This is a genomic window from Uliginosibacterium sp. 31-16 (assembly GCF_030730865.1).
In the GTDB taxonomy this organism is placed as follows: domain Bacteria; phylum Pseudomonadota; class Gammaproteobacteria; order Burkholderiales; family Rhodocyclaceae; genus Uliginosibacterium.
Map to the genome: position 1 here is coordinate 68,763 of NZ_JAVALZ010000001.1, position 25,378 is coordinate 94,140.

A 25,378-nucleotide genomic window follows, 5' to 3' on the forward strand; every position below is an offset into this window, starting at 1 on the left:
TCTATAGACCTCGTTGATTCTTGTCCTGCGGCAGGGCCAGGGCCTCTGCCACGCGTTCCATGCGCATGAAGCGCGACCCTTTTACCAGCACCACAACATCCGCTCCAAGCACAGGTCTGATGGCTTCAACCAATGCCTCAACACTGTCAAAATGCTCTCCACCACTGCCAAAATTCCTCGCCGCCAGCGCGCTCTGCTCGCCAAGGGCAAACAGAGCATCCACGCCTGAACTTTTGGCATAGCCACCAATTTCATCGTGATACTGAGCGCTCATCTCGCCGATTTCGCCCATGTCGCCGAGAACCAGAAGCTTGCGTCCCGGCGTGGCGGCAAGCACATCGATTCCGGCTCGCACGGAATCCGGATTGGCGTTGTACGTATCGTCGAGCAAGGTTGCTCCACCAATGGCCGGTTTGGGCTGCAAACGCCCCTTGGCTGCTACAAAACCGCTCAGCCCGGACACGACCGCATCAAGCGGTGATCCGGCAGCAAGACACGCCGCGGCGGCTCCCAGAGCATTGCGTGCGTTATGCAGTCCCGGCACAGGCAGGAAGAAACTCGCCACACCCTGTGGAGTCAGAACATCCATCCGGCTGCCCAGACCCTGTGCCTTGCATTGCGCAGAGGTATTAGCCGTATGCTCCAGCCCGAAGCTGCAGATATCGGCCTCGCCATGGTTCGCGTACCAGTACGCAGCATGCTCGTCATCTGCATTGATGACAGCCACCCCATCCGGCGCAAGAGCCCTGAAGATTTCACCCTTTTCTTCGGCCACTGCCTGCAGTCCGCCCATCCCGGCCAGATGAGCACGCTGCGCATTGGTAACAATGGCGACCGTCGGTCTGGCAAGTGCAGCGAGATAGGCTATCTCACCCGGGTGATTCATTCCCATCTCGATGACTGCAGCACGATGTGTCGTATTCAGGCGCAGAAGCATCTGCGGCAATCCGATGTCGTTATTCAGGTTTCCCTGAGTAGCCAATACACTTTCCGGACCTAGCCAGGCTCGCAGAATCGCTGCGCACATTTCCTTGACCGTAGTCTTGCCATTACTTCCCGTCACGCCAATCACGGGCAGCTTGAACTGATTGCGCCAGTAGCCAGCCAAAGCCCCCAGCGCCAGCCGGGTGTCGGCCACCTGCAACAGCGGCAAGCCAGCCGGCACTTGCAATCCTTCACGCGACTCGACCACTGCCGCCACAGCCCCCTGGGCAAGCGCTTGTGCAAGAAAGTCATGTGCATCGAAACGTTCGCCACGCAAGGCAACGAACAGCTTTCCAGCAAGATTCTCACGCGTATCGGTACTCACCGACTGGAACTCGACATTGTCACCAATAACCCTGCCGCCGACAGCCTGTGCTGCTTCCTGCAGCCACATCATTGGCGTGACTCCTGTTGTTGACGATTCCATGCGGTCAAGGCCGCCACCGCATGATCGGCATCACTGAAATGGTGTTTTTGCCCCTGAATTTCCTGATAATCCTCATGCCCCTTGCCGGCGATCAGAACAACATCATTTACACCAGCCTGCAGCACGCATTCGCGAATTGCCTCTGCCCGATCAATAATGCATCGGGCACCGGACGCCCCCTGCGCCACTTGCGCCACGATCCCGGCAGGGCTTTCACTGCGCGGATTGTCACTGGTAATCACCACTTGATCAGCCAGGCGGGCAGCAACTTCGCCCATCAACGGACGCTTGCCCGGATCGCGATCGCCGCCGCAGCCGAACACGCAAATCAGACGCCCTTGCCGTGACCCTACCGTGTGTCTGAGTGCAAACAGGGTCTGTTCCAGTGCATCTGGCGTATGGGCGTAATCGACCACCACAAGCGGCTCGCCAATACCACCTAGCGTTTGCATGCGACCTTCGGGTGGGGTGAGGTCCCGCGCAGCTTCGATCGCCTGTTCGAAGCTGTAGCCGGACTGAATCAACACACCGATCACGGCCAGCAGGTTGGATACATTGAACTGCCCGACCAGCCCCACGGACATCTCGGCGCGTTGCCCGTCAAACAGCACGTTAAAACGCATTCCAACTGTCGTGGTGCGCAGATTCTCGGCAATCAGCATGTGGTGCGCAGGCGCAGCAGACGCATTGTCCGGAATCAGGCTGTAGCCCATGATTTGCAGGTTGGTGTTGGCAGCCAGACGACGAGCCTGCACGACCCCCATAAGATCGTCAAAATTCAGCACCACCGACTTCAGCCCGGGCATATCGAACAGCCGCGCTTTGGCTGCCGCATAGGCATCCATGGAATGGTGATAGTCAAGATGATCACGGGTCAGATTGGTAAACACCGCAATATCCATGCAGCAACCGCTCACCCGCCCCTGGTCCAGACCAATGGATGAAACCTCCATCGCAACAGCTTGCGCACCATCAGTCACAAACCTTGCCAGATCCTCCTGAAGAACAATGGCATCCGGTGTCGTATTGCCCGTGGTGTTCAGACGCCCGGGAAAACCAGAGCCCAGTGTGCCAATCACGGCACACTTGCGCCCCAGCTGATTGAAAGCGCGTGCCACCCACTGAGAAATTGAAGTTTTTCCATTCGTGCCGGTCACCCCCACCATCCACAACTTTCCGGATGGATTGCCAAACACTTCGTCGGCAATGTCACTGGCCAGCCAGCGCAAATTATCGACAGGCAGGTTGGGCAGCTGCATGGAACCATCCCACTCGAAACCTTCACGCTCCCACAACACCGCAGCCGCACCGCGACTGATAGCGTCGCGAATGTACAAACGACCATCACTGGCGTGACCCGGATAGGCCAGAAACACATCACCAGGCTGAACTGCACGAGAGTCAGCCGACACGCGCCGCAGGCTGCCCGCCTCGGCACGCAGCAACGCCATGATTGCGCCGGCCAGACTGGAGGTCACATATCCTCCTTCACTGGATTGACCTTCTGCTGCGCCACCTGCATCGGCACGATCGGAGCGTCCGGCTGAATACCCAGCGCCCGCAACGATCCGGCAACCACCTGCGAAAACACCGGGGCAGCCACATCCCCACCAAAGTGCTGCGCCCCGCCCGGTTCATCAATGGCCACAGCCACGATCAGGCGTGGATTTGACGCAGGGGCAAACCCGACGAAAGACGACAGGTACTTGTTGGTGTACTGCCCATTGACCAGTTTGTAAGCCGTACCCGTCTTACCCGCAACACGATACCCAGGCACCTGCGCGCGCACCGCGGTTCCGCCCGGCTGAGTCACGGTTTCCAGCATGGCCCGAACCTGGCGCGCCACTTCTGGACTGAACACCTGCTTGCCATGCAATGCAGGGGCTTCCACGCGGGTCAGAGACAGGGGGACCAATTCCCCGTCGCGTGCAAACACCATGTAGGCATGCGCAAGCTGCATCATGGTCACGGACACACCATGACCATAAGCCATGGTTGCCTGCTCGATCGGGCGCCAGGTTTTCCAGGGTCTCAGACGCCCCCCCACCTCGCCCGGAAAGCCCAACTTGAGTGGTTGACCGAATCCGAGCGTATCGTAGAGTTGCCACATGTGCTGCGGAGGGAATGCCAAAGCGATTTTTGCGGCACCTACATTCGAAGACTTCTGGATGACCTGCGCAACCGACATCATCCCGCCACCGCCATGCGAGTCACCGATGGTCGCCCCATCAATCGTCAGTTTGCCACCCTGGGTATCGATCATCGAGTCGGCACGAAAACGGCTCGACTCAAGCGCCATGGCGGCAATGAACGGTTTCATGGTCGAACCCGGCTCAAAGCTATCCGTCATAACCCGATTGCGCAACTGCTCACCGGAAAGGCCCTTGCGGTTATTCGGATTGAAAGTCGGGCTATTCACCAACGCAAGCACTTCGCCGGTCCTGGCGTCCAGCACTACCGCCGCGCCAGCCTTGGCCTTGTTTGTCTGCACAGCCTGCTTGAGCGCGCTGTAGGCCAGATACTGGATCTTTGCGTCAAGCGCCAACTGCACGTCACGTCCATCCTGTGGACGCTGCATGGTTTCGACGTCTTCAACAATCTGCCCACGCCGGTCCTGAATAACCCGACGCGACCCTGATTGACCCGTCAGATCCGAGTTGAAGGCCAACTCGATACCTTCCTGTCCGCGATCATCCACATTGGTGAAACCCACCAGATGCGACGCCATCTCACCACTCGGATAGTAGCGGCGGAACTCCTGCTGCGCCTGCACTCCAGGCAGCTTGAGAGCCAGCGCACGCTCGGCCAGATCCGGCGAAACGCCACGAGCCAGGAAAACATAATCCTTGCCGCTATCCAGTTTGCGCCGAACTTCGCGCGGATCAAGTTCAAGAGCTCGTGCCAGTTGAACCAGTTCGGCTGGCGATGCCTTGACCAGATCAGGAATCGCGAAAATCGACTTGACCGGTGTGCTGGTCGCCAATGTGTCGCCATGGCGGTCCGTGACCTTGCCGCGATTGGCAGGCAACTCGAGGGTTCGCGCATAGCGCGACTCGCCCTTGCGCTGCAGGAAGTCTTTATTGACCCCTTGCAGATACATCGCTCGCCCGACCAGTGTGCAGGAGCCCGCCAGCAGCAGGATCAGCACGAAACGGGCACGCCACTGCGGCAACCGGTCAGACAGCAACGGATTATGGTTAAAGGTGTAGGTCTTTTTCATCGACGCCCCTCCCTTGAGAGGTCCAGCGAAATCTGGGTATCCTTGCCCGGCACATCCATGCGCAATGCTTTGCGCGCAAGCTTCTCGACCGTGGGCAAAGCCGCCACGGCCTGTTGTTCGATATCCAGCCGGGTAAATTCTTCCTGCAAGGCACGGGTATGCGCCTGCTCGCGCTCAATCTCGGTCACCAGCCGGCGTGATTCGTGCTGCGAACTCACCACGCCCAGCGAACACGCGATCACGGCCAGAATGAGAACTGCTGTCATGCGGACCATGCGGCACCTCCACCAAAGACCGCAGCGCTACGTTCGGCCACACGCATGATGGCGCTGCGTGAGCGTGGATTGGCGCGCACTTCGCCCTCGCTCGGACGCACCGCATCACCAATCAGCTGCAGCGGAGGCTGGGGTCTGTCCACTTCGCGCACCGGCAAACCCCTGGGGAGCGCAGGCGCCTTCGCGTGATCACGCATGAAGCGCTTCACGATCCGGTCTTCCAGCGAATGGAAAGAAATCACCACCAGTCTTCCCCCGGTCTTCAATCGCTGCACTGCCAGCGGCAGGATCAGCGACAACTCCTCAAGCTCGCCGTTGACGCAAATCCGTAGAGCCTGGAAGGTACGCGTCGCCGGATGCTGCCCCGGCTCGCGTGTGCGGACGGTCGCCGCAACGATCTCGGCAAGCTGTCCTGTGGTAGCAACATTGCCCCCCTGCCGAGCAGTGTCAATCGCCTTTGCAATCGCGTAAGCAAACCGCTCATCTCCGTAATCCCTCAGCACGTTTGACATCTCGGCCACACTCGCGCGGGCCAGCCACTGCGCGGCGCTCTCGCCCCGCGTCGGATCCATGCGCATGTCCAGCGGCGCATCGAACCTGAAACTCATTCCCCGGCTCGGATCGTCCAGTTGTGGCGACGACACGCCCAGATCCATCAACACCCCATCCACTGCATCCACGCCCAGCGCATCCAGCGTGCTGGCAAACTCCGAGAACGGCTCATGCACCAGCGTCAGGCGCGGATCGTTCAGCGCCTTGCCAGCTTCGATCGCTCGCGGATCGCGATCAAACGCAATCAGCCGCCCCTGCGCACCCAGTGCTGCCAGAATCCGCCCGCTGTGTCCGCCGCGCCCGAAGGTCGCATCTACGTACACACCGTCCGGCCTGATTGCCAGGGCCTCCACTGCCTCGTTCAGAAGGACAGTGATGTGACTGAATTCGCCACTCACAGCGAAAGGTTTTCAAAACCGGCCGGCAGTGCGCCGCTGGCAAACAAGGCAGCCGCCTCATCCTGCTGCGTGTTCCACGCCTCTTCCGACCACAACTCGAAGCAACGGCCTTGCCCCACCAGACGTACTTGCTTGTCCAGCTTCGCAAAGCCACGCAATTCCGGCGCCACCAGGACCCGCCCCGCAGCATCCATTTCTTCATCCCGTGCATTGCCGACAAGCAGGCGCTTGAGCGCTGCAGCGCCCCGGTCCAGCCCCGGCGCCGCCAGGATCTGATCGCGGATCGGCTCCCAGGCCGGCCGCGGATAGACCAGCAGGCAGCCGTGCGGGTGCGCGGTCAGCACCAGATTGCCGCCGCACTGACTCATCAGGGCGTCACGATGCCGCGCCGGGATCGCCAAACGACCCTTCGCATCGAGACTCAGTGCAGCTGCACCCTGAAAAGACATTGATTCCCCTCTGAAACCCCGGGAAGCGGCGATGGATACGAGCACCACTTCAGCGCCCAGTTAATCCACTCTCACCCCTTTTATCCCACTTCGCTCCACTTTAGTTGCAAAGAACAGACCGGTCAAGCACGGCTGACGGAAAACCGGCGAGCGAACAAGGACTTGCGCACAAGCCTCCAGCCGGCCAGCAGGGGCCAACAAGATGAATGTCGTCAGGACTTGTCAGAAGGGAGTCGAAGAGCCGCCACTGGCGTGGCTTTACAGCACATGGCAGCGCAGATGGCCGCAGGGAGCGGCTGCGCGAGAAGGGGGTCTGGAGAGCGCCACCAGAGGCGGCTCTTCGAGAGGAGTGAAGCGAAGTGGGAAGTTCGCCGATAAGCCGGGTTCTGTCGCGCCGGCTTGCGCCGACGGGGCAGTCATTCCTCTGGGCCTTACGTTACCGCAAGGCTCTAGCAGCCTACCCGGGGGCTCTGCGGGCCACATCAACGCCCCCCTATTTGGCCTTGCCCCGGATGGGGTTTGCCAAGCCAGAACGTGTCACCACGTCTGCGGTGGGCTCTTACCCCACCATTTCAACCTTACCTGATCTCCTTGCGGAGCCATCGGCGGTATGTTTTCTGTTGCACTTTCCGTCGCCTTGGGTCTTTCGACTTATAGCGCCCGGCCGTTAGCCGGCATCCTGCCCTGCGGGGCCCGGACTTTCCTCCATGTACGCACGCGCACACAGCGACTGCCTGGCGAACTTCCCGCCACGATTATACGGGCAGGCCGGCCCGAGCCCGGATAAAACCTTGTGCCTTCATTTTCAGCAGAAAGTGCCGTAGACAGGAGGGAACAGAAATTACCTCCCGAGAACCGAGCATGATCAAGAAGATCCCTTCTGCCGATTTGCGTCTGGGCATGTATATCCATGAACTGGATTGTGACTGGCTGACCCACCCGTTTCTCAAGAACCAGTTCAAGCTCAACAGTGATGCCCAGATCGAAAAGATCGTTGAAACCGGCATTCACTACGTCTACATCGACACGGACAAGGGACTCGATGTCCCCGATGCGCCAACCGAAGACGAGGTACGCGAGACCCTGCAGCAGGAGATGATCGATCTGGTCACGGCCGAGCAGCCGATGATCATTCACGCCACGCGTGACGAAGAAATCCAGCGCGCCCACGCCATCAAGGGCCGCGCCCAGGCGCTGGTGCGCAACGTGATGGCCGATGCCCGCCTCGGGCGCGCAGTCGAAGCCGAACAGGTCGACCACGTAGTGGAAAGCATCACCGAATCCATCCTGCGCAACAGTGGCGCCATCGTCGGCCTGCTCACCATCAAGAACAAGGACGACTACACCTTTTTGCATTGCGTCAGCGTCTGCGCACTGCTTGTTGCCTTCTGCCGCACCCTCGGGCTGGATGCTGAAACCACGCGCCAGGCCGGCATGGGCGGTTTGTTGCACGACACCGGCAAGGCGCTGGTGCCGGATGAAGTGCTCAACAAACCCGGCAAGCTGACGGATGAAGAATTCGAGCTGATCAAGCGTCATCCGCGGGACGGCTATGAAATCCTGCTGAAATCCCCCGAAATCGGTCCGATCCCGCTGGACATCACTCTGCACCACCACGAGCGCATGGACGGCAACGGCTACCCTGATAAATTGCCGCCGGACAAGATCCAGCAACTGGTGCGCATGTCCTCCATCGTCGACGTGTATGACGCGATCACCGCTGACCGCTGCTACCACCGCGGCATTCCGGCCACCGACGCGCTGCGCAAGCTGCACGAATGGAGCAGCTTCCACTTCGACCCGAAACTGGTTCAGGCCTTCATCCGTTGCGTGGGCATCTACCCGGTCGGCGCACTGGTCAAGCTGGAGTCAGGGCGGCTGGGCATCGTGGTCGAACAGAACGACAGCAGCCTGCTTCAGCCGCGCCTGAAGGTCGTGTTCAACGCCAAGACCAATAACCGCGTCGAGCCTTACGATCTGGACCTGTCCAAACCCATGGGATCAGGCGGTGCAGATCGCATCCTCGGCCACGAAGACCCGGTCAAATGGAAGATCGACACTACGCCATTCATCAGCGCATGAGTCTCAGGCTTCCTGCGCAGCCAGCTGCCGGTCGCGCCGCAGGCGGAAGATCGTCACGCAACTGACGATGGTGATCACAACCTCCATCGCCGTGCCGCCAATCGAGCCGGTCAGGATGTTATTGGCCAGCCACAGCAGGGTGGCGACCAGCATGCCGTAACGCAGCTGCAGCCCCTCCAGGCGGAACATCGACACGGTCGCCACCGCAACCGCCAGCAGCGGCAGCACATTCCAGGCAGACTTGACCACAAAAAGACTCAGCAGCAGATTGGCCGCCAGCAACACCCCGGCCACCCACAGGGCCCGCGTCCGCATCGACAGCAGGTTGCGCGCCATCGACAGCCCCATGCTGGCTACGGCTGCCGGATTGCCCATCAGGTAGAAATGCACGGCGTAGAGAAAATTCTGCGCCGTCAGCCAGCGCTTGAAATGCCCGTCGTGCTTGCGTGAGAAGGTGACCATGCCGAGCAGGAACGTGGCATAGCCGAACAGTTGCGGCAGGGAAAATATGTCGGAGTACAAGGCGTTACGGCGAGAAAGGATGGCCTCCAGTCTCGCAGCAGAGCGCTCCCGGATCAATCCGGTGTGCTACGTAGGCAGCAAGGCCAATCCGCCTACGGCCCGACGGCCAAGGGCGTGAAGACGAGCTGGCCGTCCTTCTTCTCGAAGCTGCCAATAAGGCGGCCGGGCGGGATCACCGGCGGCGGCTCCTTGAATTTCTGCAACTGGCACTCCTCGGTCCCCAGCGCGTACCAGGTCGAGCCCTGCTGCGCAGCGTAGAGCATCGGGCGGACTTCATAGAGATCGACCTTCACCATCTCGGTCGTAGCCGAATCGACGGTGTAGCGGCGCTGACATTCCGGAAAGCGGGAAATCACGAAACGCTGCTCGACCGGCCCCACCCAGGCCAGATTCTGCTCGCGCACCAGCGCAATCGAGTGATCCTTGGTGTTGTCGATCACATAAGAAGCTGCGTTGTTTTCACAGCCAGCCAGCAGCAGCGCGCAGGGCGTTGCAAGGAGACACAGCAGCTTCTTCATCGATCCACTCCTTTTCAGGTCATTCGCCAGGCAATCGTCTCGCCCGCGCGCAATGGCACCAGCGGGTCACCGGGCAGATAGTCCAGCGTCGCCGGCACCTGCCAGGCATCCTTCACCAGCGTGATGCGCTCTGCGTTGCGCGGCACGCCATACCAGTCCGGCCCGTTGAAGCTGGCAAAGGCTTCCAGCCTGTCCAGCGAGCCGGCCGCCTCGAATGCCTCGGCATACAGTTCGATGCCCGCATTGGCCGTGTAACAGCCGGCGCACCCACAGGCGTTTTCCTTGGTGCTCTGCGCGTGCGGCGCCGAATCCGTGCCGAGGAAGAAACGCGGGTTGCCAGAAATGGCCGCTTCCACCAGCGCCCGGCGATGCGTCTCGCGCTTCAGGACAGGCAAGCAGTAATGATGCGGGCGGATGCCGCCCGCAAAGATCGCATTGCGGTTCAGCAGCAGGTGGTGCGCGGTAATCGTGGCCGCCACGTTGGGGCCAGCCTCGCTCACGTATTGCGCCGCTTCCCGCGTCGTGATGTGCTCGAACACCGTACGCAAACCCGGCAGTCTTTGCGCCAGAGGTGCCAGTACGCGATCAATGAACACGCGCTCGCGGTCAAAAACATCCACGTCAGCATGAGTCACCTCCCCGTGCACGCACAAGGCCAGACCGAGATCCTGCATGTGTTCCAGCACGGAATACCGCTTCTCGATCGACGTCACGCCGGCATCCGAATTGGTTGTGGCGCCCGCGGGATACAGCTTCACCGCATGAATGAAGCCACTCTCTTTGGCCCGTTTCAGCTCGTCAGCCGTCGTGTTGTCTGTCAGGTACAACGTCATCAGCGGCTCGAACTTGAGACCTTCGGGCACTGCAGCCAGGATGCGGGCGCGGTAGGCAGCGGCCTGCTCGACGGTCGTGACGGGCGGGCGCAGATTCGGCATGATCAGGGCACGACCAAAGTGGCGCGCAGCGTCGCCCACGGTAGTCGGCAGCGAAGCTCCATCGCGCAGATGAAGGTGCCAGTCGTCGGGGCGGGTAATGGTAATTTGCTGCATGAATGACTTCTTGTAACAAGGCGGTGGCCGGATTGTAGTGGAAGCCTGCCGGCACGGCACGGGGAACTCTGACGCAGATCAGTAGTCACATCCTGCACAACAAGCATTAACGCGCCTCTTCAAACATCCTCCACGAAGAAGGCCGCCCATAGCCGGTCTTCGGCACACACCCTTGCAAACCCTTGCCACATGCGGCTTTGCAAGCAGTCTTACCACAGCAAGAAAGGAGCCCTTCCATGGCGTCTCTGCTTGATCTGCATTTCTGGCCAGACTGGCCACTCGCGCTTGATCCGCTGGCCTGCTTCGGCCTCATCCTGTTCCTCGCCATCGCGCTGGGCGAGCTGGCCAAGCGCCTGCACCTGCCGCGCATCAGCGCCTACATCGCCACCGGGGTGCTGCTCAGCTTCGCCCGCAGCGAACCGACGCTGACCGGCCTGCTGCCCGCCGCCCACGTCGTCTTCGAGCTGGCGTTTGCCTTGATCCTGTTCGAGCTCGGCCAGCGCATCGACCTGGGCTGGCTGCGCCGCAACCCCTGGCTGCTCGCCTCCAGCCTTGCGGAATCGCTGCTGGCCTTTCTGGCGGTGGGCGCGCTGATGCTGCTGTTTGATCAGCCGCTGATCCTTGCCGTGATGATCGCCGCCCTGGCCGCCTCCACCGGCCCGGCCGTGGTGCTGGGGGTCACGCGTGACAGCACCTCGCGCGGTCAGGTCACCGATCGCCTGTGCCTGCTCAGCGCGCTGTCGAGCTGCTACGGCTTCGTCGTGCTCGGCGTGGCGTACGCCTGGCAGCACAGCGAAACAGCCGCCCCGCTGGCCACCGCCCTGCTCCATCCGCTCTATCTGATCGCCGGCTCTGCCGCGCTGGGCGGACTGACCGCCTGGCTGGTGCTGCGCCTGCTCGCGCGCATCCGCCCCGGCAACTACAGCCAGCCACTGGCCGCAGTGGGGCTGATCATCATCGCCGTGGCGCTGGCCAAGACGCTGGAACTGTCGGTCGTGATCAGTCTGCTGTTTGCAGGCATCCTCAGCCGCAGCCTGGATCGCCAGCACCGCCTGCAGCCGATGGACTTCGGCCTGCTCTCGCGCCTCGCCCTGATCGTGGTGTTCGTCGCCACCGGCTCGCTGCTGGAGCCCAGCCAGTTCGTGGCGGCCCTGTTGCCTGCCGTCGGCCTGCTGGCGGCCCGCGCGCTGGGCAAGGGAATCGGCGTATTCCTGTTTGCGCGCCCCAGCGGGCTGTCACTGCGCAAGGCTTCGCTGCTGACCATCGGTTTGCTGCCCATGTCCGGCGCGGCCCTGCTGTGGGTTGAGCGCACGGCGGCAATCTGGCCCGAGCTGGGTGCCCAGCTTGCCGCCATCGTGCTGACGGCCCTGCTGATCATGGAATTCCTCGCCCCGCCTGCGCTGCAGTTTGCCCTGCGCCGCGCCAACGAGACCGGAGATACGCAATGACTGACACCTCACTCGAATTCACCCAATCGGCCGCGCTCTCGCTGGGCGTGGAACTGGAGCTGCAGATCATCAGCCGGCTGGATGGCGACCTCACCGGCGGCGCTACCGAGCTGCTGGCGCTGATCGAGCGCAAGAAGCACCGCGGCGACTTCAAGCCAGAAATGACCGAGAGCATGATCGAAGTCAGCACCGGCGTGCATCACGACGCGACCGAGCTGGGCGAAGAGTTGCTCGACGTGCGCCAGACCCTGCTCGCCGCCGCCGACAAGCTGAACCTGCTGATCAGCGGCGGCGGCGCGCATCCCTTCCAGCACTGGGCGGAGCGCAAGATTTTCGACAAGCCGCGCTTCCATCAGCTGGGCGAGCTGTATGGCTATCTCGCCAAGCAATTCACCGTATTCGGCCAGCACATCCACGTGGGCTGCCCGAACGGCGACGAAGCCATCTTCCTGCTCCACGGCCTGTCCCGCTTCCTGCCGCACTTCATCGCCCTGTCCGCCGCCTCGCCCTATTACCAAGGCGTGGACACAGCCTTCGAGTCCTCGCGCCTGAACGCCATCTCGGCCTTCCCGCTCTCGGGCCGGGCTCCGCTGGTGAAACGCTGGAGCGAATTCGTCAGCTATTACGACGAGATGAAGAGCTTCGGCGTGGTCGAAAGCATGAAGGATTTCTACTGGGACATCCGCCCCAAGCCGGAATTCGGCACGGTCGAAATCCGCATCTGCGACACCCCGCTGACCATTCAGCGCGCCACCGAACTCGCCGCCTACGCCCAGACGGTGTGCCGCTACCTGCTGGTCGAGCGCCCCTTCCTGATCGATGAATCGCTGTACGCGGTCTACACCTTCAACCGCTTCCAGGCCGCGCGTTTCGGTTTCGACGGCGGGCTGATCGACCCGGCCAGCAAGCAGAAAGCGCTGCTGCGTGAAGACTTCCTCGCCACGCTCGACAAGCTGATGCCGCACGCAGCCGAGCTGGGCACCAGCACTCACCTGCTGCGCCTGCGCAAAATTGCCGAACAGGGCAACGACACCCGCTGGATGCGCGACACTTATGCCCGCTCCGGCAGCTTGCCCGATCTGGTGTGGGAGCAGGCCCGGCTATGGCGCGACAGTCAGTAAATCCAGCTCCAGACAGAGACGAAACGCGAAGACGAGCCGACGACAGTGCTAAAGCACGGCAAGGCAAAGTCGACAAAGTGTCGTCTCTGTCTGGATCTGGAAAAAACCAGCCGCTGCGCATCGGGCTGTCAGCACGGCTGATGCACCGGCCGCCGCTGGAGCTCGGCTTTCGCGGCAAGACCCTGCAATACCTGGAGCAATCCATCGCCCACTGGATTCTCTCGGAAGGCGCGCTCGCCTTCATGCTGCCCACGCTGGAGAGCGGCGGCGGCCTGCACCGCAGCGCCGTACACATCCGCGATTACGTCCGCGCCATCGACGGCCTGGTGCTGCAAGGCGGCATGGACGTCAGCCCGGAAAGCTACGGCGAATCCGCCCTGCGCCCGGAGTGGGCCGGCGACCGCGTGCGCGACTTGTACGAGCTGGACCTGATCTGGGAATGCATCTTCCAGGGCAAGCCGGTGCTGGGCGTATGCCGCGGCTGCCAGCTGCTCAACGTCGCCTTTGGCGGCAGCCTGCATCAGGACATTCTCAGCCAGATCCCCGGCGCCATCGCCCACGTCGACGCCGAAGCCTACGACGCCCACACCCACCCGGTGCGCTTTGCCGACGAGTCGCTGCTGGCGCGCCTCTACCCGCACAGCGACGGGCAGGCGCGCATCTCCAGCATCCACCACCAGGCCATCAACCGGCTCGGCAACAGCCTTGTGATCGAAGCGCACTCCAGCGTCGACGGCATCGTCGAAGCCATCCGCTGGCAAGGCAACAGCTTCGTCTACGGCGTGCAGTGGCATCCGGAATTCCACGCCCCGGCCGACAACCAACTGCTCGACAGCAGTCCGCTGCTGCGCGAATTCCTGCGCCAGGCCACCAGCGCCAGACAGCAACCCGCCTGAAGAGCCGCATGCAGCGGACTTCTTCAGCACGCCATGCTGAAGACCGAACCCATATGCGAGCTGCGGGACTGGCATGCTGAAGACGCCCGCCGAAAGCGGCTCCCAGGCCACTCTCCACGCCTTTCCGCGTGCGCACCCGTTTGGGCAGGGCCAAAGGTTTCAGGTTTGCATCCGACCACCCGATACCTGAAATGCGGGTCTTTGCTCCGACCTGAATCGTCGCACCCGCCGCCAGCGGGAGGAACAGAAAGGATCGTCATCATGAACTTCCGCTCCATCCGGATTCGCCTGCTGACCATGATGGCGATCCTGGCGCTCGGCTTTGCTTTCTACCTCGCCCGCGAAATCGGCGTGAACTACCTCGCCATGCAGGAAAACCGGCACATCGCCGTCATCAGCGAAGTCGCGATTGCAGACAGTGCGCTGGTCCATGAGCTGCAGAAGGAGCGCGGCCTGTCTGCCGGTTTCATCGGCAGCAAGGGGCAACAGTTCCGCAGCGAGCTGGACGCCCAGCGCAAGGAAACCGACCAGCGGGTCAAGGCACTCGATGCTGCCATCAAATCCGGTGAAGCCTCGCTTCCGGAGAGTTTCCGCGAGCAACTGGGCAATGCGGCCCGGCATCTCGGCCAGCTCGACACCAGTCGCGCAGCCATCAGCGCGCTGACCCTGCCGGGACCTGACTCCTTTGCGTTCTTCACCCGGGCCATCGAGCTGGACCTGCTCGCCATCACCAGCGTCACGCCGCAGCTGAGCAACGCAGCCATCATGCGCCGCTTCATGGCCTACACCATGTTCCTGCAAGCCAAGGAGCAGGCCGGGCGCGAGCGCGCCACCCTGAACACGGCCTTTACCGCCGACAAGCCCTTTGATCTGGCGCTGCTGCGCCGCCTGGCCGGCATCGTCGCCAATCAGGACACCTACCTGGCCGATTTCACGAGTCTTGCAAGCCGTGACGACATTGCCGCACTGGAGCAGCTGCTTGCCGCCCCGCCTGCCCAGGAATCCGTCGAAATGCGCAACACAGCCCTGAGCAAAGCCGCAGAGGGCGGATACGGTATTGCCCCCGCAAACTGGTTTGCCACCATCACGCGGAAAATCGACGCCATGAAAACGCTGGAGGACCAGCTGGCCCAAGGCACCATCGCTGCAACAGAGGCGCTGCAGGGGGCATCCCGCAATGCACTGCTCGCCGCGGTGCTGCTGGGTATGCTGGCTTGCGCGCTTGCGGTGGTGTTCGCACGCCTGCTCTTCTGCATGCTTCGCGACGTGCAGCAGATTACCGACTCCGCCCTGCAGATCGCAGAAGGAGATCTCAGCCCAAGCGTCACCGTCGACCGCCACGACGAAATCGGTGACCTGCAGGGCGCGATTGCACGCACCATTACCAACCTCACCGGCATCATCGGTGAAGTCCACGCGGCAACCGACAACCTGAGCAACGCCGCTGCCCAGGTATCAGCCACCGCCCAGTCACTGGCCCAGTCCTCGTCGGCGCAAGCCAGCGGGGTGGAGCAGACCACGGCTTCCATGGAGCAGATGGGTGCTTCGATCGACCATAACGCCGATAACGCCCGCATGACTGACAACATGGCGGCACAAGCGGTCCGCGAAGCTCAGGAAACCGGTGCAGCGGTCACACAGACGGTCGAGCACATGCGCAGCATCGCCAGCAAGATCGGCATCATTGACGACATCGCCTACCAGACCAATCTCCTGGCACTGAACGCTGCGATTGAGGCGGCGCGCGCGGGGGCTCACGGCAAAGGCTTCGCCGTGGTGGCCGCCGAGGTTCGCAAGCTTGCGGAACGCTCGCAGGTAGCGGCGCGGGAAATCGACGAGCTCTCCGCCTCGTCTGTCCGGCAGGCCGAAGGGGCGCTGCAACGACTGAGCGCGATGGTGCCCAGCATCAACAGCACCTCGGGACTGGTGCAGCAGATCGTCACGGCCTCCGCCGAGCAATCAAGTGGAGTGGGACAGATCAATCAGGCCATGGGGCTGCTCAGCAACGCCACCCAGCAGAATGCGGCGGCATCCGAACAACTCGCGGCCACCGCCGAAGAGTTGGGGGCGCAGGCGCAGCAGCTGCAACAGACCATGACCTTCTTCAGTCTGGATGGCAGCCGGCAGCCTCGCTCACGAGCTCGTGCCTGAAACCCGCATACAACGGACCTCTGCAGCACGGCCTGCTGCGGAGCCGCACCGAGCGCAGATTTCCGGCAACACCTGCTGAAGAAGCCCGCCACATGCGGCTTTACAGCCACATGCCGAAAGAAAAGCTCAGCGCGTCGCCACCCGTGCGAAAATCCGGACTCGCGCCGCCCGGCGCCCACCTCCCTGCCAGACCCGCATCGTCATGAGCATCGAAATCTCCAAGGAATCCCGCGAGCAACTCATCGCCTCCATCCAGCGCTACTTCAAGGAGAACATGGACGAGCCGATCGGCAACCTCGCCGCCGGAGCACTCCTCGGCTTCTTCATCGACGAACTCGCCCCGCTCGCCTACAACCAGGCCGTCGCCGATGTGCAACAACGCCTGCAGGCCCGCGTCGCGGAAATCGACATGGAAGTCTATGCCGACGAATTCCAGTACTGGGGCAAACAGGCGCCGGGGCGCAAGAAGAAATAAGCACCGCCTGAAGAGCCGCCAGCAGCGTGCTTCTTCAGCAGGTCCGCCCGCCTCAGTCCAGCAGCGCCACCGCCTTCACCTGCGCCCACACGCCCTGCCCCACGGCCAGCCCGAGCTGCTCGGCCGCACGCCGGGTGATACGCGCCAGCAGCGGCACGCCGCCGGCCTGCAAACCGACCAGACATTGCGCCGGGTCTTCGGCGGGTGCGATGCCGGTGATCTGGCAGGCGAAACGGTTCTGGATGCTGGAGGCGTTGTCGCCGCTCATGGCGATGCTGATATCGCGCGCAAGAATGCGTACGCGCACCGCCTGGCCTTCGCGCAAAGGGCGCTGCGAGACATGGATGTCGCCACCAGCAAAGCGCAAGCGGGTCAGGTGCCAGGCGGGGTCATGATCCAGCACTTCGGCCGCAATCACAACGCTGGCATCCTGATCGCGCGCCAGCGGCGAATCGAGGCGTGACAGGGCTTCGTCCAGCGGTGCGCTGGTGACCACCTGCCCTCGCTCCAGCAAGACCAGGTGATCCGCCAGCCGCGCGGCCTCTTCAATCTGGTGCGTCACGTAAAGCACGGGAATTTCGAGCTCGTCATGCAGGCGCTCCAGGTAGGGCAGGATTTCCTGCTTGCGGGCGGCATCCAGCGCAGAGAGCGGTTCATCCATCAGCAACAGGCGTGGCCGCGTGAGCAAGGCGCGGGCAATCGCCACACGCTGGCGTTCGCCGCCGGACAGGCCATCGGGTTTGCGGGTCAGCAGATGTTCGATACCGAAGCGCTGCGCCATGGCGCGGATTTCGTCCTCACGCGCCGCCCCCGTCGCGCGTTTCATGCCGAAGGCGAGATTGCCCCGCACATCCAGATGCGAAAACAGGCTGGCTTCCTGGAACACGTAGCCGATCTCGCGCTGCCAGGTCGGCACAAAGACCTTGTCATCCTGCCAGCGGCTTCCGTTAACTTCGATGCGCGCCTGCCCGGCCCGCTCCAGCCCGGCGACGCAGCGCAGCAGCGTGGTCTTGCCCGAACCGGAGTGGCCGAACAGGACGGTGACGCCGCGCCCCGGCAATTGCAGGTCGACATCCAGCGTGAAGCCGGGGAAAGCATGTTGAACGCGCAGACTGATAGCGCTCATGCGGCCTTCCTCCGCGCATCCGGGTTCAGGGTGTAGAGCAGCAGGAGCACGGCAAACGAGAAGGCCACCATGCCCCCCGCCAGCCAGTGGGCCTGGGCGTATTCAAGCGCTTCTACGCGATCGAATATCTGCACCGAAATCACCCGGGTAACACCGGGAATGTTGCCGCCTATCATCAGCACCACCCCGAACTCGCCCACCGTGTGCGCGAAGCCCAGCACCGCAGCAGTCAGGAATCCCGGCCGGGCCAGCGGTACGACCACCGACCAGAACGTATCCCACGGCCGCGCACGCAGGGTCGCCGCCACTTCCAGCGGGCGCGGGCCGATGGCCTCAATGGCGTTCTGGATCGGTTGCACCACGAAGGGCAGCGAATAGAACGTGGAGGCCACCACCAGACCGGTAAAGGTGAACGGCAGGAGACCAATGCCCAGCGCCTGGGTGAGTTGTCCGACCGGGCCATGCGGCCCCAGCACGAGCAGCAGGTAAAAGCCCAGGACGGTGGGAGGCAGCACCAGCGGCATGGACACCAGCGCACTGACCGCACCACGCAGACGCGAGTGCGTGCGCGCCAGCCACCAGGCCAGCGGCGTGCCGAGAATCAGCAACAGCACGGTAACGGTGCTGGCAAGTTTGAGGGTCAGCCAGATGGCAGACCAGTCCTGGGAATCAGGTAGCAGCATGCGGCCCGGGAATCATCAGAATTCGTAACCGTAGGATTTGATCACAGCTTTGGCTTTGTCGCCCTGCAGATATTTCAGCAGCGCCTCGGCGGCAGGTTTGCCTGCACCGTTGGCAAGCAGGATGGCGTCCTGACGGATCGGCGCATAGTCAGCCTGGGGCACGATCCAGGCAGAGCCGCTTTTCAGCGCACCATCCTGCCACACCTGCGAGAGTGCCACGAAGCCCAGTTCGGCATTGCCCGTGCTGACAAACTGGAAGGCTTGCGAGATGTTTTCACCCTGCACGATCTTTGGCTGCACCGCATCGAACACGCCCAGTTTTTTCAGAACCTCAACGCCCGCTGCGCCATAGGGCGCTGTCTTGGGGTTCGCCAGCGAGAGCTTGGCGTAATCCCCTTTCTTCAACACTTCTCCCTTGGCATCGACGAAGCCGGGCTTGGCACTCCACAGCACCAGCTTGCCGATCGCATAGGTAAAGCGGCTGCCTTTCACGCCCGCACCTTCGGCTTCGAGCTTGGCAGGGGTTTCATCATCAGCCGAGAGGAAGACCTCGAACGGTGCGCCGTTCTTGATCTGGGCGTAGAAAGCACCGGTCGCCCCCGTGGAGACCAGCGCCTTGTGGCCGGTGTCTTTCTCGAACTCCGCCGCAATCTTCTGCATCGGCGCGGTGAAATTGGCGGCGACGGCGACTTTCACTTCGTCGGCGAACGCAGGAGCGGCCAGACCGGCCAGCAGGAACAGGGAGAAGAGCTTTTTCATGACAGACATCCTTTTCTTTTCGGGGAATGAAACTAACAAGAGCGCTCAATCAAATGCACAAAGCATCACGCTGGACGCCTTGAACAACGCACAGGCACGGCTGCCTTCGCGCAGATCCAGTTCAGAGAGGGATTCACGCGTGATGATCGCGCTGACCGTGCGCCCGGTCGGCAGCGCCAGCACCACATCCACGGCCACAGGCCCTTCGTGGATGCGGATGACGTCACCCCACAACTGATTACGCGCGGAAATACGCACGCTTTCGTCGGTGAGCAGAATGACCGCCGATGAATTCACCCAGGCATGCAGCTCACGGCCGATATTCAGACGCATCTGCTCGGCACCCTCGCGCGAAACCTGTGCCACGATTTCGTTGTGGCCATCAAAGCGGATGCCCACTTCAAAAGTCACCTCGCCCGCGCGCAGGGTGGTGACCGGGCCGATGAACTGATTACGCGCACTGGTCGTCACACCCACGCTGCGCATCAGGCGGCGCAGGGCCTGCGGATCGGCCGTCTCCGTGCCGGCAAGGCTGGCGGTGACGCGGTCCAGCGCCAGTTGATACTCGGCCTCCATGGCCCGGTACAGACTCACCACGCGCTTGCCGTAGTCGGTCAGCAAGGTGCCGCCGCCATGCCGCCCACCCACCGCGCGCTCCACCAGCGGCTGTTCGGCCAGATTGTTCATCGCGTCGACCGCATCCCAGGCCGCCTTGTAGGAGAGCGGCACGTCCTTGGCGGCTTGCGAGATAGAGCCACAGCGCTCGATCGCCTCCAGCAGGCGGATGCGCGTATCCCCGAGAAAGCTGCCGGCATCCAGATCCACGCCAAAGCGCCCGATCATCCTGTGTGCTTTCATTGCATGCGTTCCTTTGTCATTCGTTTCGTTATATCTTTGCATACATACCGACTTTCATCAAAAAAGGCCGGCTGGCCGTGAATTTCCGGCAAGCGCTGTGGTTGAAGCATCTCGCAAGCAGCCCCACCATTTGCATCGCGCGCTCGCTGCGCACTCCCTCTCACCACACAAGGCAGAACATCATGAAAATCAGCGCACGCAATGTATTCGAAGGCACGATCAGCGCACTCTCCAGCGGCCCGGTCAGTGCCGAAGTGGAAGTCAGCACCGCCGGTGGCGACAAGCTCGTCGCCACGATTACCCAGGGCAGTGTTGCCTCGCTGGGGCTGACTGTCGGCAAACCCGTCGTCGCCCTGATCAAGGCCAGCAACGTGATGGTGATGACCGACGCGACCGGTGTGAAACTCTCGGCGCGCAACTGCCTCGCTGGTACGGTAAAGAAACTGGTGCAAGGCCCGGTCAGTGCTGAGGTGATCATCGCCCTGCCCGGCGGCGCAGAAGTCTTCGCCAGCATCACCCGCGACGCCACCACGGAACTGGGTATCAAGGAAGGCGCTCCGGCGACCGCCGTGATCAAGGCTTCGTCGGTAATCATCGGCGTCAAGAGCTGAGCGCTTTGGCGTGATGTCCCGCCGGCCCGTCCGGCGGATAACACGTCCTCTGCTAACTGGCTTCGTCATGTTGTTCACGTCCAGTCAGCGCGGCATTTCATCCGCAAACGAAAAGAAGGATTGATGCTGCGGGCAGTCCTCGCCATGCGTGATGCGGCGATGGATCAGCCAGCGCCCGTCGACGAGTCGCCAGGCCACCAGATGCTCGCCATAGGTGGGCGCAAGGAAGTAAGTCTCGTCATCGTCTGAACGTACATCCGTGAGCACGAAGTAGTGTTCGCAGTAACAGGGCGAATCTTCGCCTTCGTGCTCGTGGCCGAGTACCCGCTCCGAAAAAATCTCGTAGTCGCGAAACCGCGAAAAGACCTTGGGCTCAACAACACTGGCCGCCCACTCGCGGGGCAACACGCTGCGCCAATCCGGCAGATCCTCTTTGCCATGACAGCGCCTCCGGTGCGGTGCTGCGCAACGCTGACTGGAAACATTCAAGTCGTGCATGGTGTTCTCCCTTCCGGAGCTTCCGGATTCGCTATGTTTGATCGTATATAGCGAATTGCATGCCAGAAAAGGAAAGGCCGATTGTTTTCAGAGCCGGGTAAAAATGACTTTCACGTCGCGCGGCGGCGCGAAATAAGGCGCGGAGCTGACCAGAAAATCCGCACCAGCGCTGGCGTAAGCCACGGCATTCTCCAGCGTCACACCGCCTGCCGGAGCCAGCAAGGCGCTGCATCCGTGCGCCGCAAGGGCCGTCTTGCACTCACTCAAGGCGGCCGGGCTGATCACTCAGACTGATTCGCATGGCATCAGATTTCCGGTCCGAAACAGGCCGGATGATCGACACAGACGCCACAGCTGGGTGATTTGCAGATCGGCACCCCGGCTTGCTGGCAAAGCTGGCGGTAGAAAAACTTCTTCCATTTCATGTCATCCACGTTCAGGGCGGCGAGAGTTGGAAAGCGTTCGCGCAGGATGGCGTTGAGCTCGCGCCGCGAGGGCAGGCCCATGTCCTGCCACAGGTGATTGTCACGCTGGGCTGCAGTGGCAATCGCAGCAGCCAGCCAGATGCTCATCTGGTCCAGCGGCGCAGCATGCTCGACAAGCAGCTCGAACAGTTCATCGAATTCATCGACGCCTGGCGCGGGGGCGCTGCCGTTATCCAGCATCACTCCGTCCAGGCAAACCATACGCAGGATGGAAAACGAAGCAGGCCCAAGACCGCGAATCATGGGGCTCGCCCCCACGCGCCGTGATTCGGCCACCATGCAGGCAATGACGAGTTGCGCCAAGGGTGGGCGGGCGGCAATCAGACGTGACAGGGCTGGCTCGGGTGCGTTCATCGCAAAGTCCTCCTGCCCGAATCCTTGCAAAGACCAGGCCATGCCTGCAGAGCCGCTCTGGGCGCGGCTCTTCAGGCATGCTTCAGGAACGGACTTGTCTCAATTTGTCGGACAGGCGACAAATTGACTCTCAGTACCTTGAACGCTCCCAGCGCCCGCGCTCCGGCTCGCGTTCCCGTGGCGACGGCTCCCGACGCTGCGGACCGGCACTGGCGCGGGGTGGCGGCGCGCTGAAGCGTGGCTCGTGATCGTGATCGCGGTATGCCGGCGCCAGAGGCCGATAGCCCGGCTCATCCCAATCCCGCCGACGATGGTAAGGCCCATCGGCCACCGGGTAAGCCACGCAGCCCTGCAGCACCAGGATGCCACACAGAAAACCCGCAAATTTCCAGACAGTTGCTTGCATTTTTGTTCTCCACCGGGACGCCCCGTCGCTGCCTGCAGCGTGGCAGAACAGGCTGACGCCGGCCTGACGACAGGCTGAACAAGGCCTGATCTGTGTCCTTGCCAACATTTTGTAGGGTTCGCCACAGACCGTATCAGCACCAATCCTCATGCAGATCAAGGCCTTGCGTACAGGCACAGGCTTTGCGACAGGCAGTCTGACCATCAATGGGATTGCGCCGTGAAAGCCTCCGAAATCACCGCTCTGCAAAACGAACCCGCCTGCTCCCACAACAAGGAGGAAAAGGCGGGATGCGCGCGCCCTAAGCCGGGCGCCACCGCCGGCGGCTGTGTGTTCGATGGCGCGCAGATCGCGTTGCTGCCAGTGGCCGACGTCGCTCACATCGTGCACGGCCCGATCGGCTGCTCCGGCAGCTCCTGGGATAACCGCGGCACACGCTCCTCCGGGCCGACCCTGTATCGCATCGGCATGACGACCGACCTGACTGAACAGGATGTGATCATGGGCCGCGGCGAGAAGCGTCTGTTCCATGCCATCAAGCAGGCCATCGACGAACATGCGCCGGCTGCCGTATTCGTCTACACCACCTGTGTCACTGCCGTGATCGGCGACGACACGGCGGCCGTGTGCAAGGCCGCCGAGGCGCGCTGGGGCGTGCCGGTGGTGCCCGTCGATTGCGCCGGTTTCTACGGCAGCAAGAATCTGGGCAACCGCATTGCCGGCGAAACCATGCTCAAACATGTGATCGGCACGCGCGAACCAGACCCGGCGCCTTACATCCCCGGCATGCGCGTGCATGATGTGAACCTGATCGGCGAATACAACATCGCCGGTGAATTCTGGAACGTCGCGCCGCTTTTCGATGAGCTGGGCCTGCGCATCATCGGCTCGCTATCCGGTGACGCACGCTATCGCGAAATTCAGACCATGCATCGCGCCGAAGCAAGCATGGTGGTATGCGCCAAGGCACTGCTCAACGTGGCGCGCAAGCTCAATGAAAAATGGCAGGTCCCCTTCTTCGAGGGCAGCTTCTACGGCGTGATGGATACCTCACAGGCGCTACGCGATTTCGCCAGCCTGCTCCACGACGGCGATCTCGCAGAGCGCACCGAAGCCCTGATCGCCCGCGAGGAAGCTTGGATCAAAGCCGCGCTGCAGCCCTGGCGCGAGCGCCTCGCCGGCAAGCGGGTGCTGCTCTACACCGGCGGGGTGAAATCCTGGTCCATCGTCTCGGCCCTGCAGGATCTGGGCATGACCGTGGTGGCCACCGGCACCAAGAAGTCGACAGCGGAAGACAAGGCGCGCATCCGCGAGCTGATGGGTGAAGACACCCTGATGATCGACGAAGGCAGCCCGAAGGCATTGCTCGGCGCCTACAAGGATCTGCGAGCGGACATTCTCATCGCCGGTGGCCGCAATCTCTACACCGCGCTGAAGGCGCGCATCCCCTTCCTCGATATCAATCAGGAACGCGAGTTCGGCTACGCCGGCTACCGCGGCATGCTGGAGCTGGCCCGGCAACTTGCCCTCTCCATGGAAAGCCCGGTGTGGGAGGCCGTGCGCAAGCCTGCGCCCTGGGCAAAATCGAAACAGGCCGGCACGCCAGTGGGGCTCAGCCATGACTGAAATCATCAAACGCAGCAAGGCACTGTCGGTCAATCCGCTCAAGGCCAGCTCCACGCTGGGCGCTTCGCTGGCCTTCCTCGGCCTGCGCCGGGCGATCCCGATGATGCACGGCTCGCAGGGCTGTACTGCCTTTGGCAAGGTCTTTTTCGTGCGCCATTTCCGCGAACCGATCCCGCTGCAGACCACCGCCATGGATCACGTCGCCACGGTGATGAGCTCGGACGAAAACGTCATCGAAGGCCTGCGCACCCTGTGCGAGAAAAGCCAGCCAGACGTCATCGGGCTACCCACCACCGGTCTGTCCGAAACCCAAGGCACGGATATCGCGCGGCTGGTACGCCAATTCCGCGAGCAGTATCCGCAATTCGAATCAGTCAGCATCGTGCCGGTGAATACGCCGGATTACATCGGCAGCCTGGAAAGCGGTTTTGCTCAGGCGGTGGAAGCGATCATCGAGGCGCTGGTGCCGGTCTCCAGTTGCGTCGGCCGCCGCCGTCGACAGGTCAATGTGCTGGCCAACGCTTCACTCACGCCTGGCGATATCGACGCCATCCGCGACTGGATCGAAGCCTTCGGCCTGCGTGCCGTGGTGCTGCCGGACATCGGCGACTCGCTTGATGGCCACCTGATCGACGCCGAGCACACACCGCTGACGCTCGGCGGCACCCCGCGCGAGGAAATCGCGGCGATGGGCGAGTCGATTGCCACGCTGGTCATCGGCGCCTCGCTGAACAAGGCGGCCGATGTACTGCGCACGCGCACTGGCGTACCGGATTACCGCTTCGACCACCTGATGGGACTGGATAGCTGCGATAGCTTCACCGAAATCCTGGCCGAGCTGGCCGGCGTGGCGGTTCCGGCGAAGATTGAACGCCAGCGCGCCCAGCTGCAGGACGCAATGGTGGACACACACTTCATGACCGGTTTTCTGCGCGTGGCCCTTGCCGCCGAACCCGACCTGCTTGCCGGTCTGTGTGCCCTGCTTGGCGGCTGTGGTGCGGAAGTCGTCGCGGCAGCCACGCCAATTAATGCTGATGTCCTCAAGCGTTTGCCTATCGCTCAAGTTCACATCGGCGACCTGCAGGATCTGGAGCAGGCCGCACGCGCCCATCTCGCCCAGTTGCTGATCGGCAGCTCGCACGCCGTGCAGAGCGCCCAGCGCCTGGAGATTCCCCTGCTGCGCGCGGGCTTCCCGCTGTATGACCGGCTTGGCGATTTCGCCCGGCCGTGGGTGGGCTATCGCGCTGCGCGCCAGGCCCTGTTCGACATCGCCAATCTCGTCCTGGAGCATCACCATGACACTCCCGCCTATCGCTCCGTTTTCTGGTCTGGCGGCCCCCGCGAGCGCGAAGAATCCGCCTCCTTCTCCGCTTCGCAAGCTCACGCTGGCCTGGTCCGCCACTGA

General features: G+C 62.4%; 26 protein-coding genes and 1 other RNA gene. 9 read left to right on the forward strand and 18 right to left on the reverse strand.

The genetic code is table 11. The annotated features are described in order from the left end of the window. Position 1 precedes the first annotated feature (1 nt). The 7 genes from murF to rnpB all read right to left on the reverse strand — a co-directional run bounded on the left by murF (position 2) and on the right by rnpB (position 7,051). Positions 2-1,381: a UDP-N-acetylmuramoyl-tripeptide--D-alanyl-D-alanine ligase gene (gene murF / locus Q9Q94_RS00305; protein WP_305978020.1), complete on the reverse strand. Its 1,380-nt coding sequence runs from the start codon at positions 1,379-1,381 to the stop codon at positions 2-4. Then, on the reverse strand, positions 1,378-2,889 hold the full coding sequence (locus Q9Q94_RS00310) for a UDP-N-acetylmuramoyl-L-alanyl-D-glutamate--2,6-diaminopimelate ligase (protein WP_305978021.1): 1,512 nt from the start codon (positions 2,887-2,889) through the stop codon (positions 1,378-1,380). The genes murF and Q9Q94_RS00310 overlap by 4 nt, the downstream gene beginning before the upstream one ends. Beyond that, a complete protein-coding gene (locus Q9Q94_RS00315) occupies positions 2,886-4,631 on the reverse strand; it encodes a penicillin-binding protein 2 (RefSeq protein WP_305978022.1) in 1,746 nt (581 codons plus the stop codon). The genes Q9Q94_RS00310 and Q9Q94_RS00315 overlap by 4 nt, the downstream gene beginning before the upstream one ends. Continuing rightward, on the reverse strand, positions 4,628-4,897 hold the full coding sequence (gene ftsL, locus Q9Q94_RS00320) for a cell division protein FtsL (RefSeq protein WP_305978023.1): 270 nt from the start codon (positions 4,895-4,897) through the stop codon (positions 4,628-4,630). Before ftsL ends, Q9Q94_RS00315 begins: the two co-directional genes overlap by 4 nt. Further along, a complete protein-coding gene (gene rsmH, locus Q9Q94_RS00325) occupies positions 4,894-5,856 on the reverse strand; it encodes a 16S rRNA (cytosine(1402)-N(4))-methyltransferase RsmH (protein WP_305978024.1) in 963 nt (320 codons plus the stop codon). The genes ftsL and rsmH overlap by 4 nt, the downstream gene beginning before the upstream one ends. Further along, a complete protein-coding gene (mraZ, locus tag Q9Q94_RS00330) occupies positions 5,853-6,305 on the reverse strand; it encodes a division/cell wall cluster transcriptional repressor MraZ (RefSeq protein ID WP_305978025.1) in 453 nt (150 codons plus the stop codon). The genes rsmH and mraZ overlap by 4 nt, the downstream gene beginning before the upstream one ends. A 359-nt stretch (positions 6,306-6,664) precedes the next feature. After that, positions 6,665-7,051: RNase P RNA component class A (rnpB, locus tag Q9Q94_RS00335), an RNA gene on the reverse strand. A 115-nt stretch (positions 7,052-7,166) separates the two neighbouring features. Between rnpB and Q9Q94_RS00340 the strand changes: the two genes are divergently transcribed. Next, entirely contained in the window at positions 7,167-8,387 is a 1,221-nt protein-coding gene (locus tag Q9Q94_RS00340) for an HD-GYP domain-containing protein (protein ID WP_305978026.1), read from the forward strand. Between the two features lie 3 nt (positions 8,388-8,390). Here Q9Q94_RS00340 and Q9Q94_RS00345 read toward each other — a convergent pair whose 3' ends face one another. The 3 genes from Q9Q94_RS00345 to pyrC all read right to left on the reverse strand — a co-directional run bounded on the left by Q9Q94_RS00345 (position 8,391) and on the right by pyrC (position 10,476). Beyond that, a complete protein-coding gene (locus tag Q9Q94_RS00345; protein WP_305978027.1) occupies positions 8,391-8,909 on the reverse strand; it encodes a YgjV family protein in 519 nt (172 codons plus the stop codon). Between the two features lie 92 nt (positions 8,910-9,001). Beyond that, positions 9,002-9,427, reverse strand: a complete 426-nt coding sequence (locus tag Q9Q94_RS00350; RefSeq protein WP_305978028.1) for a hypothetical protein — start codon at positions 9,425-9,427, stop codon at positions 9,002-9,004. Positions 9,428-9,441: 14 nt separating this feature from the next. Further along, positions 9,442-10,476 (reverse strand): dihydroorotase, encoded by a 1,035-nt coding sequence (gene pyrC / locus Q9Q94_RS00355; RefSeq protein WP_305978029.1) that lies wholly within the window; start codon positions 10,474-10,476, stop codon positions 9,442-9,444. A 236-nt stretch (positions 10,477-10,712) separates the two neighbouring features. Here pyrC and Q9Q94_RS00360 point away from each other — a divergent pair, with 236 nt between their 5' ends. From Q9Q94_RS00360 to Q9Q94_RS00380, 5 genes are all read left to right on the forward strand, one after another. Further along, entirely contained in the window at positions 10,713-11,924 is a 1,212-nt protein-coding gene (locus Q9Q94_RS00360; protein WP_305978030.1) for a cation:proton antiporter, read from the forward strand. Continuing rightward, entirely contained in the window at positions 11,921-13,045 is a 1,125-nt protein-coding gene (locus tag Q9Q94_RS00365; RefSeq protein WP_305978031.1) for a YbdK family carboxylate-amine ligase, read from the forward strand. Before Q9Q94_RS00360 ends, Q9Q94_RS00365 begins: the two co-directional genes overlap by 4 nt. A 140-nt stretch (positions 13,046-13,185) precedes the next feature. After that, the gene (locus Q9Q94_RS00370; protein ID WP_305978032.1) at positions 13,186-13,941 is read left to right on the forward strand and encodes a gamma-glutamyl-gamma-aminobutyrate hydrolase family protein; all 756 of its coding nucleotides are present in this window, start codon (positions 13,186-13,188) and stop codon (positions 13,939-13,941) included. A gap of 261 nt (positions 13,942-14,202) precedes the next feature. Further along, entirely contained in the window at positions 14,203-16,092 is a 1,890-nt protein-coding gene (locus Q9Q94_RS00375) for a methyl-accepting chemotaxis protein (RefSeq protein WP_305978033.1), read from the forward strand. 202 nt (positions 16,093-16,294) lie between these two features. Beyond that, positions 16,295-16,567: a DUF2164 domain-containing protein gene (locus Q9Q94_RS00380; RefSeq protein WP_305978034.1), complete on the forward strand. Its 273-nt coding sequence runs from the start codon at positions 16,295-16,297 to the stop codon at positions 16,565-16,567. 52 nt (positions 16,568-16,619) lie between these two features. On the opposite strand, the gene modC is transcribed toward Q9Q94_RS00380, so the two are convergent. The 4 genes from modC to Q9Q94_RS00400 are packed head-to-tail and all read right to left on the reverse strand — an operon-like array spanning position 16,620 to position 19,993. Then, a complete protein-coding gene (gene modC / locus Q9Q94_RS00385; RefSeq protein ID WP_305978035.1) occupies positions 16,620-17,693 on the reverse strand; it encodes a molybdenum ABC transporter ATP-binding protein in 1,074 nt (357 codons plus the stop codon). Next, the gene (modB, locus tag Q9Q94_RS00390; protein WP_305978036.1) at positions 17,690-18,376 is read right to left on the reverse strand and encodes a molybdate ABC transporter permease subunit; all 687 of its coding nucleotides are present in this window, start codon (positions 18,374-18,376) and stop codon (positions 17,690-17,692) included. Before modB ends, modC begins: the two co-directional genes overlap by 4 nt. Before the next feature lie 15 nt (positions 18,377-18,391). Further along, a complete protein-coding gene (modA, locus tag Q9Q94_RS00395; RefSeq protein ID WP_305978037.1) occupies positions 18,392-19,135 on the reverse strand; it encodes a molybdate ABC transporter substrate-binding protein in 744 nt (247 codons plus the stop codon). A gap of 45 nt (positions 19,136-19,180) precedes the next feature. Continuing rightward, positions 19,181-19,993 (reverse strand): TOBE domain-containing protein, encoded by an 813-nt coding sequence (locus tag Q9Q94_RS00400; protein WP_305978038.1) that lies wholly within the window; start codon positions 19,991-19,993, stop codon positions 19,181-19,183. 182 nt (positions 19,994-20,175) lie between these two features. Between Q9Q94_RS00400 and Q9Q94_RS00405 the strand changes: the two genes are divergently transcribed. Then, positions 20,176-20,604: a molybdopterin-binding protein gene (locus Q9Q94_RS00405; RefSeq protein WP_305978039.1), complete on the forward strand. Its 429-nt coding sequence runs from the start codon at positions 20,176-20,178 to the stop codon at positions 20,602-20,604. A gap of 84 nt (positions 20,605-20,688) precedes the next feature. Here the strand turns inward: Q9Q94_RS00405 and Q9Q94_RS00410 are convergent, their stop codons facing one another. From Q9Q94_RS00410 to Q9Q94_RS00425, 4 genes are all read right to left on the reverse strand, one after another. Further along, entirely contained in the window at positions 20,689-21,102 is a 414-nt protein-coding gene (locus Q9Q94_RS00410) for a hypothetical protein (RefSeq protein ID WP_305978040.1), read from the reverse strand. An 87-nt stretch (positions 21,103-21,189) separates the two neighbouring features. After that, entirely contained in the window at positions 21,190-21,324 is a 135-nt protein-coding gene (locus Q9Q94_RS00415; protein WP_305978041.1) for a hypothetical protein, read from the reverse strand. Positions 21,325-21,407: 83 nt separating this feature from the next. Further along, positions 21,408-21,941 (reverse strand): nitrogen fixation protein NifQ, encoded by a 534-nt coding sequence (locus Q9Q94_RS00420; RefSeq protein ID WP_305978042.1) that lies wholly within the window; start codon positions 21,939-21,941, stop codon positions 21,408-21,410. 130 nt (positions 21,942-22,071) lie between these two features. Continuing rightward, positions 22,072-22,347, reverse strand: coding sequence for a hypothetical protein (locus Q9Q94_RS00425; protein WP_305978043.1), 276 nt, complete (start codon positions 22,345-22,347; stop codon positions 22,072-22,074). A gap of 219 nt (positions 22,348-22,566) precedes the next feature. On the opposite strand from Q9Q94_RS00425, the gene nifE reads away from it, so the two are divergent. Both nifE and nifN read left to right on the forward strand, forming a co-directional pair. Next, positions 22,567-23,973: a nitrogenase iron-molybdenum cofactor biosynthesis protein NifE gene (gene nifE / locus Q9Q94_RS00430; protein WP_305978044.1), complete on the forward strand. Its 1,407-nt coding sequence runs from the start codon at positions 22,567-22,569 to the stop codon at positions 23,971-23,973. Continuing rightward, on the forward strand, positions 23,966-25,378 hold the full coding sequence (nifN, locus tag Q9Q94_RS00435; protein ID WP_305978045.1) for a nitrogenase iron-molybdenum cofactor biosynthesis protein NifN: 1,413 nt from the start codon (positions 23,966-23,968) through the stop codon (positions 25,376-25,378). The genes nifE and nifN overlap by 8 nt, the downstream gene beginning before the upstream one ends.

Bases quoted from the DNA above. Each gene is read 5' to 3' on its own strand.
- murF (WP_305978020.1), bottom strand. From the start codon at position 1,381: ATGATGTGGCTGCAGGAAGCAGCACAGGCTGTCGGCGGCAGGGTTATT.
- Q9Q94_RS00315 (WP_305978022.1), bottom strand. From the start codon at position 4,631: ATGAAAAAGACCTACACCTTTAACCATAATCCGTTGCTGTCTGACCGG.
- ftsL (WP_305978023.1), bottom strand. From the start codon at position 4,897: ATGACAGCAGTTCTCATTCTGGCCGTGATCGCGTGTTCGCTGGGCGTG.
- mraZ (WP_305978025.1), bottom strand. From the start codon at position 6,305: ATGTCTTTTCAGGGTGCAGCTGCACTGAGTCTCGATGCGAAGGGTCGT.
- Q9Q94_RS00340 (WP_305978026.1), top strand. From the start codon at position 7,167: ATGATCAAGAAGATCCCTTCTGCCGATTTGCGTCTGGGCATGTATATC.
- Q9Q94_RS00350 (WP_305978028.1), bottom strand. From the start codon at position 9,427: ATGAAGAAGCTGCTGTGTCTCCTTGCAACGCCCTGCGCGCTGCTGCTG.
- pyrC (WP_305978029.1), bottom strand. From the start codon at position 10,476: ATGCAGCAAATTACCATTACCCGCCCCGACGACTGGCACCTTCATCTG.
- Q9Q94_RS00360 (WP_305978030.1), top strand. From the start codon at position 10,713: ATGGCGTCTCTGCTTGATCTGCATTTCTGGCCAGACTGGCCACTCGCG.
- Q9Q94_RS00365 (WP_305978031.1), top strand. From the start codon at position 11,921: ATGACTGACACCTCACTCGAATTCACCCAATCGGCCGCGCTCTCGCTG.
- Q9Q94_RS00370 (WP_305978032.1), top strand. From the start codon at position 13,186: ATGCACCGGCCGCCGCTGGAGCTCGGCTTTCGCGGCAAGACCCTGCAA.
- Q9Q94_RS00375 (WP_305978033.1), top strand. From the start codon at position 14,203: ATGAACTTCCGCTCCATCCGGATTCGCCTGCTGACCATGATGGCGATC.
- Q9Q94_RS00380 (WP_305978034.1), top strand. From the start codon at position 16,295: ATGAGCATCGAAATCTCCAAGGAATCCCGCGAGCAACTCATCGCCTCC.
- modC (WP_305978035.1), bottom strand. From the start codon at position 17,693: ATGAGCGCTATCAGTCTGCGCGTTCAACATGCTTTCCCCGGCTTCACG.
- modB (WP_305978036.1), bottom strand. From the start codon at position 18,376: ATGCTGCTACCTGATTCCCAGGACTGGTCTGCCATCTGGCTGACCCTC.
- modA (WP_305978037.1), bottom strand. From the start codon at position 19,135: ATGAAAAAGCTCTTCTCCCTGTTCCTGCTGGCCGGTCTGGCCGCTCCT.
- Q9Q94_RS00400 (WP_305978038.1), bottom strand. From the start codon at position 19,993: ATGAAAGCACACAGGATGATCGGGCGCTTTGGCGTGGATCTGGATGCC.
- Q9Q94_RS00405 (WP_305978039.1), top strand. From the start codon at position 20,176: ATGAAAATCAGCGCACGCAATGTATTCGAAGGCACGATCAGCGCACTC.
- Q9Q94_RS00410 (WP_305978040.1), bottom strand. From the start codon at position 21,102: ATGCACGACTTGAATGTTTCCAGTCAGCGTTGCGCAGCACCGCACCGG.
- Q9Q94_RS00420 (WP_305978042.1), bottom strand. From the start codon at position 21,941: ATGAACGCACCCGAGCCAGCCCTGTCACGTCTGATTGCCGCCCGCCCA.
- Q9Q94_RS00425 (WP_305978043.1), bottom strand. From the start codon at position 22,347: ATGCAAGCAACTGTCTGGAAATTTGCGGGTTTTCTGTGTGGCATCCTG.
- nifN (WP_305978045.1), top strand. From the start codon at position 23,966: ATGACTGAAATCATCAAACGCAGCAAGGCACTGTCGGTCAATCCGCTC.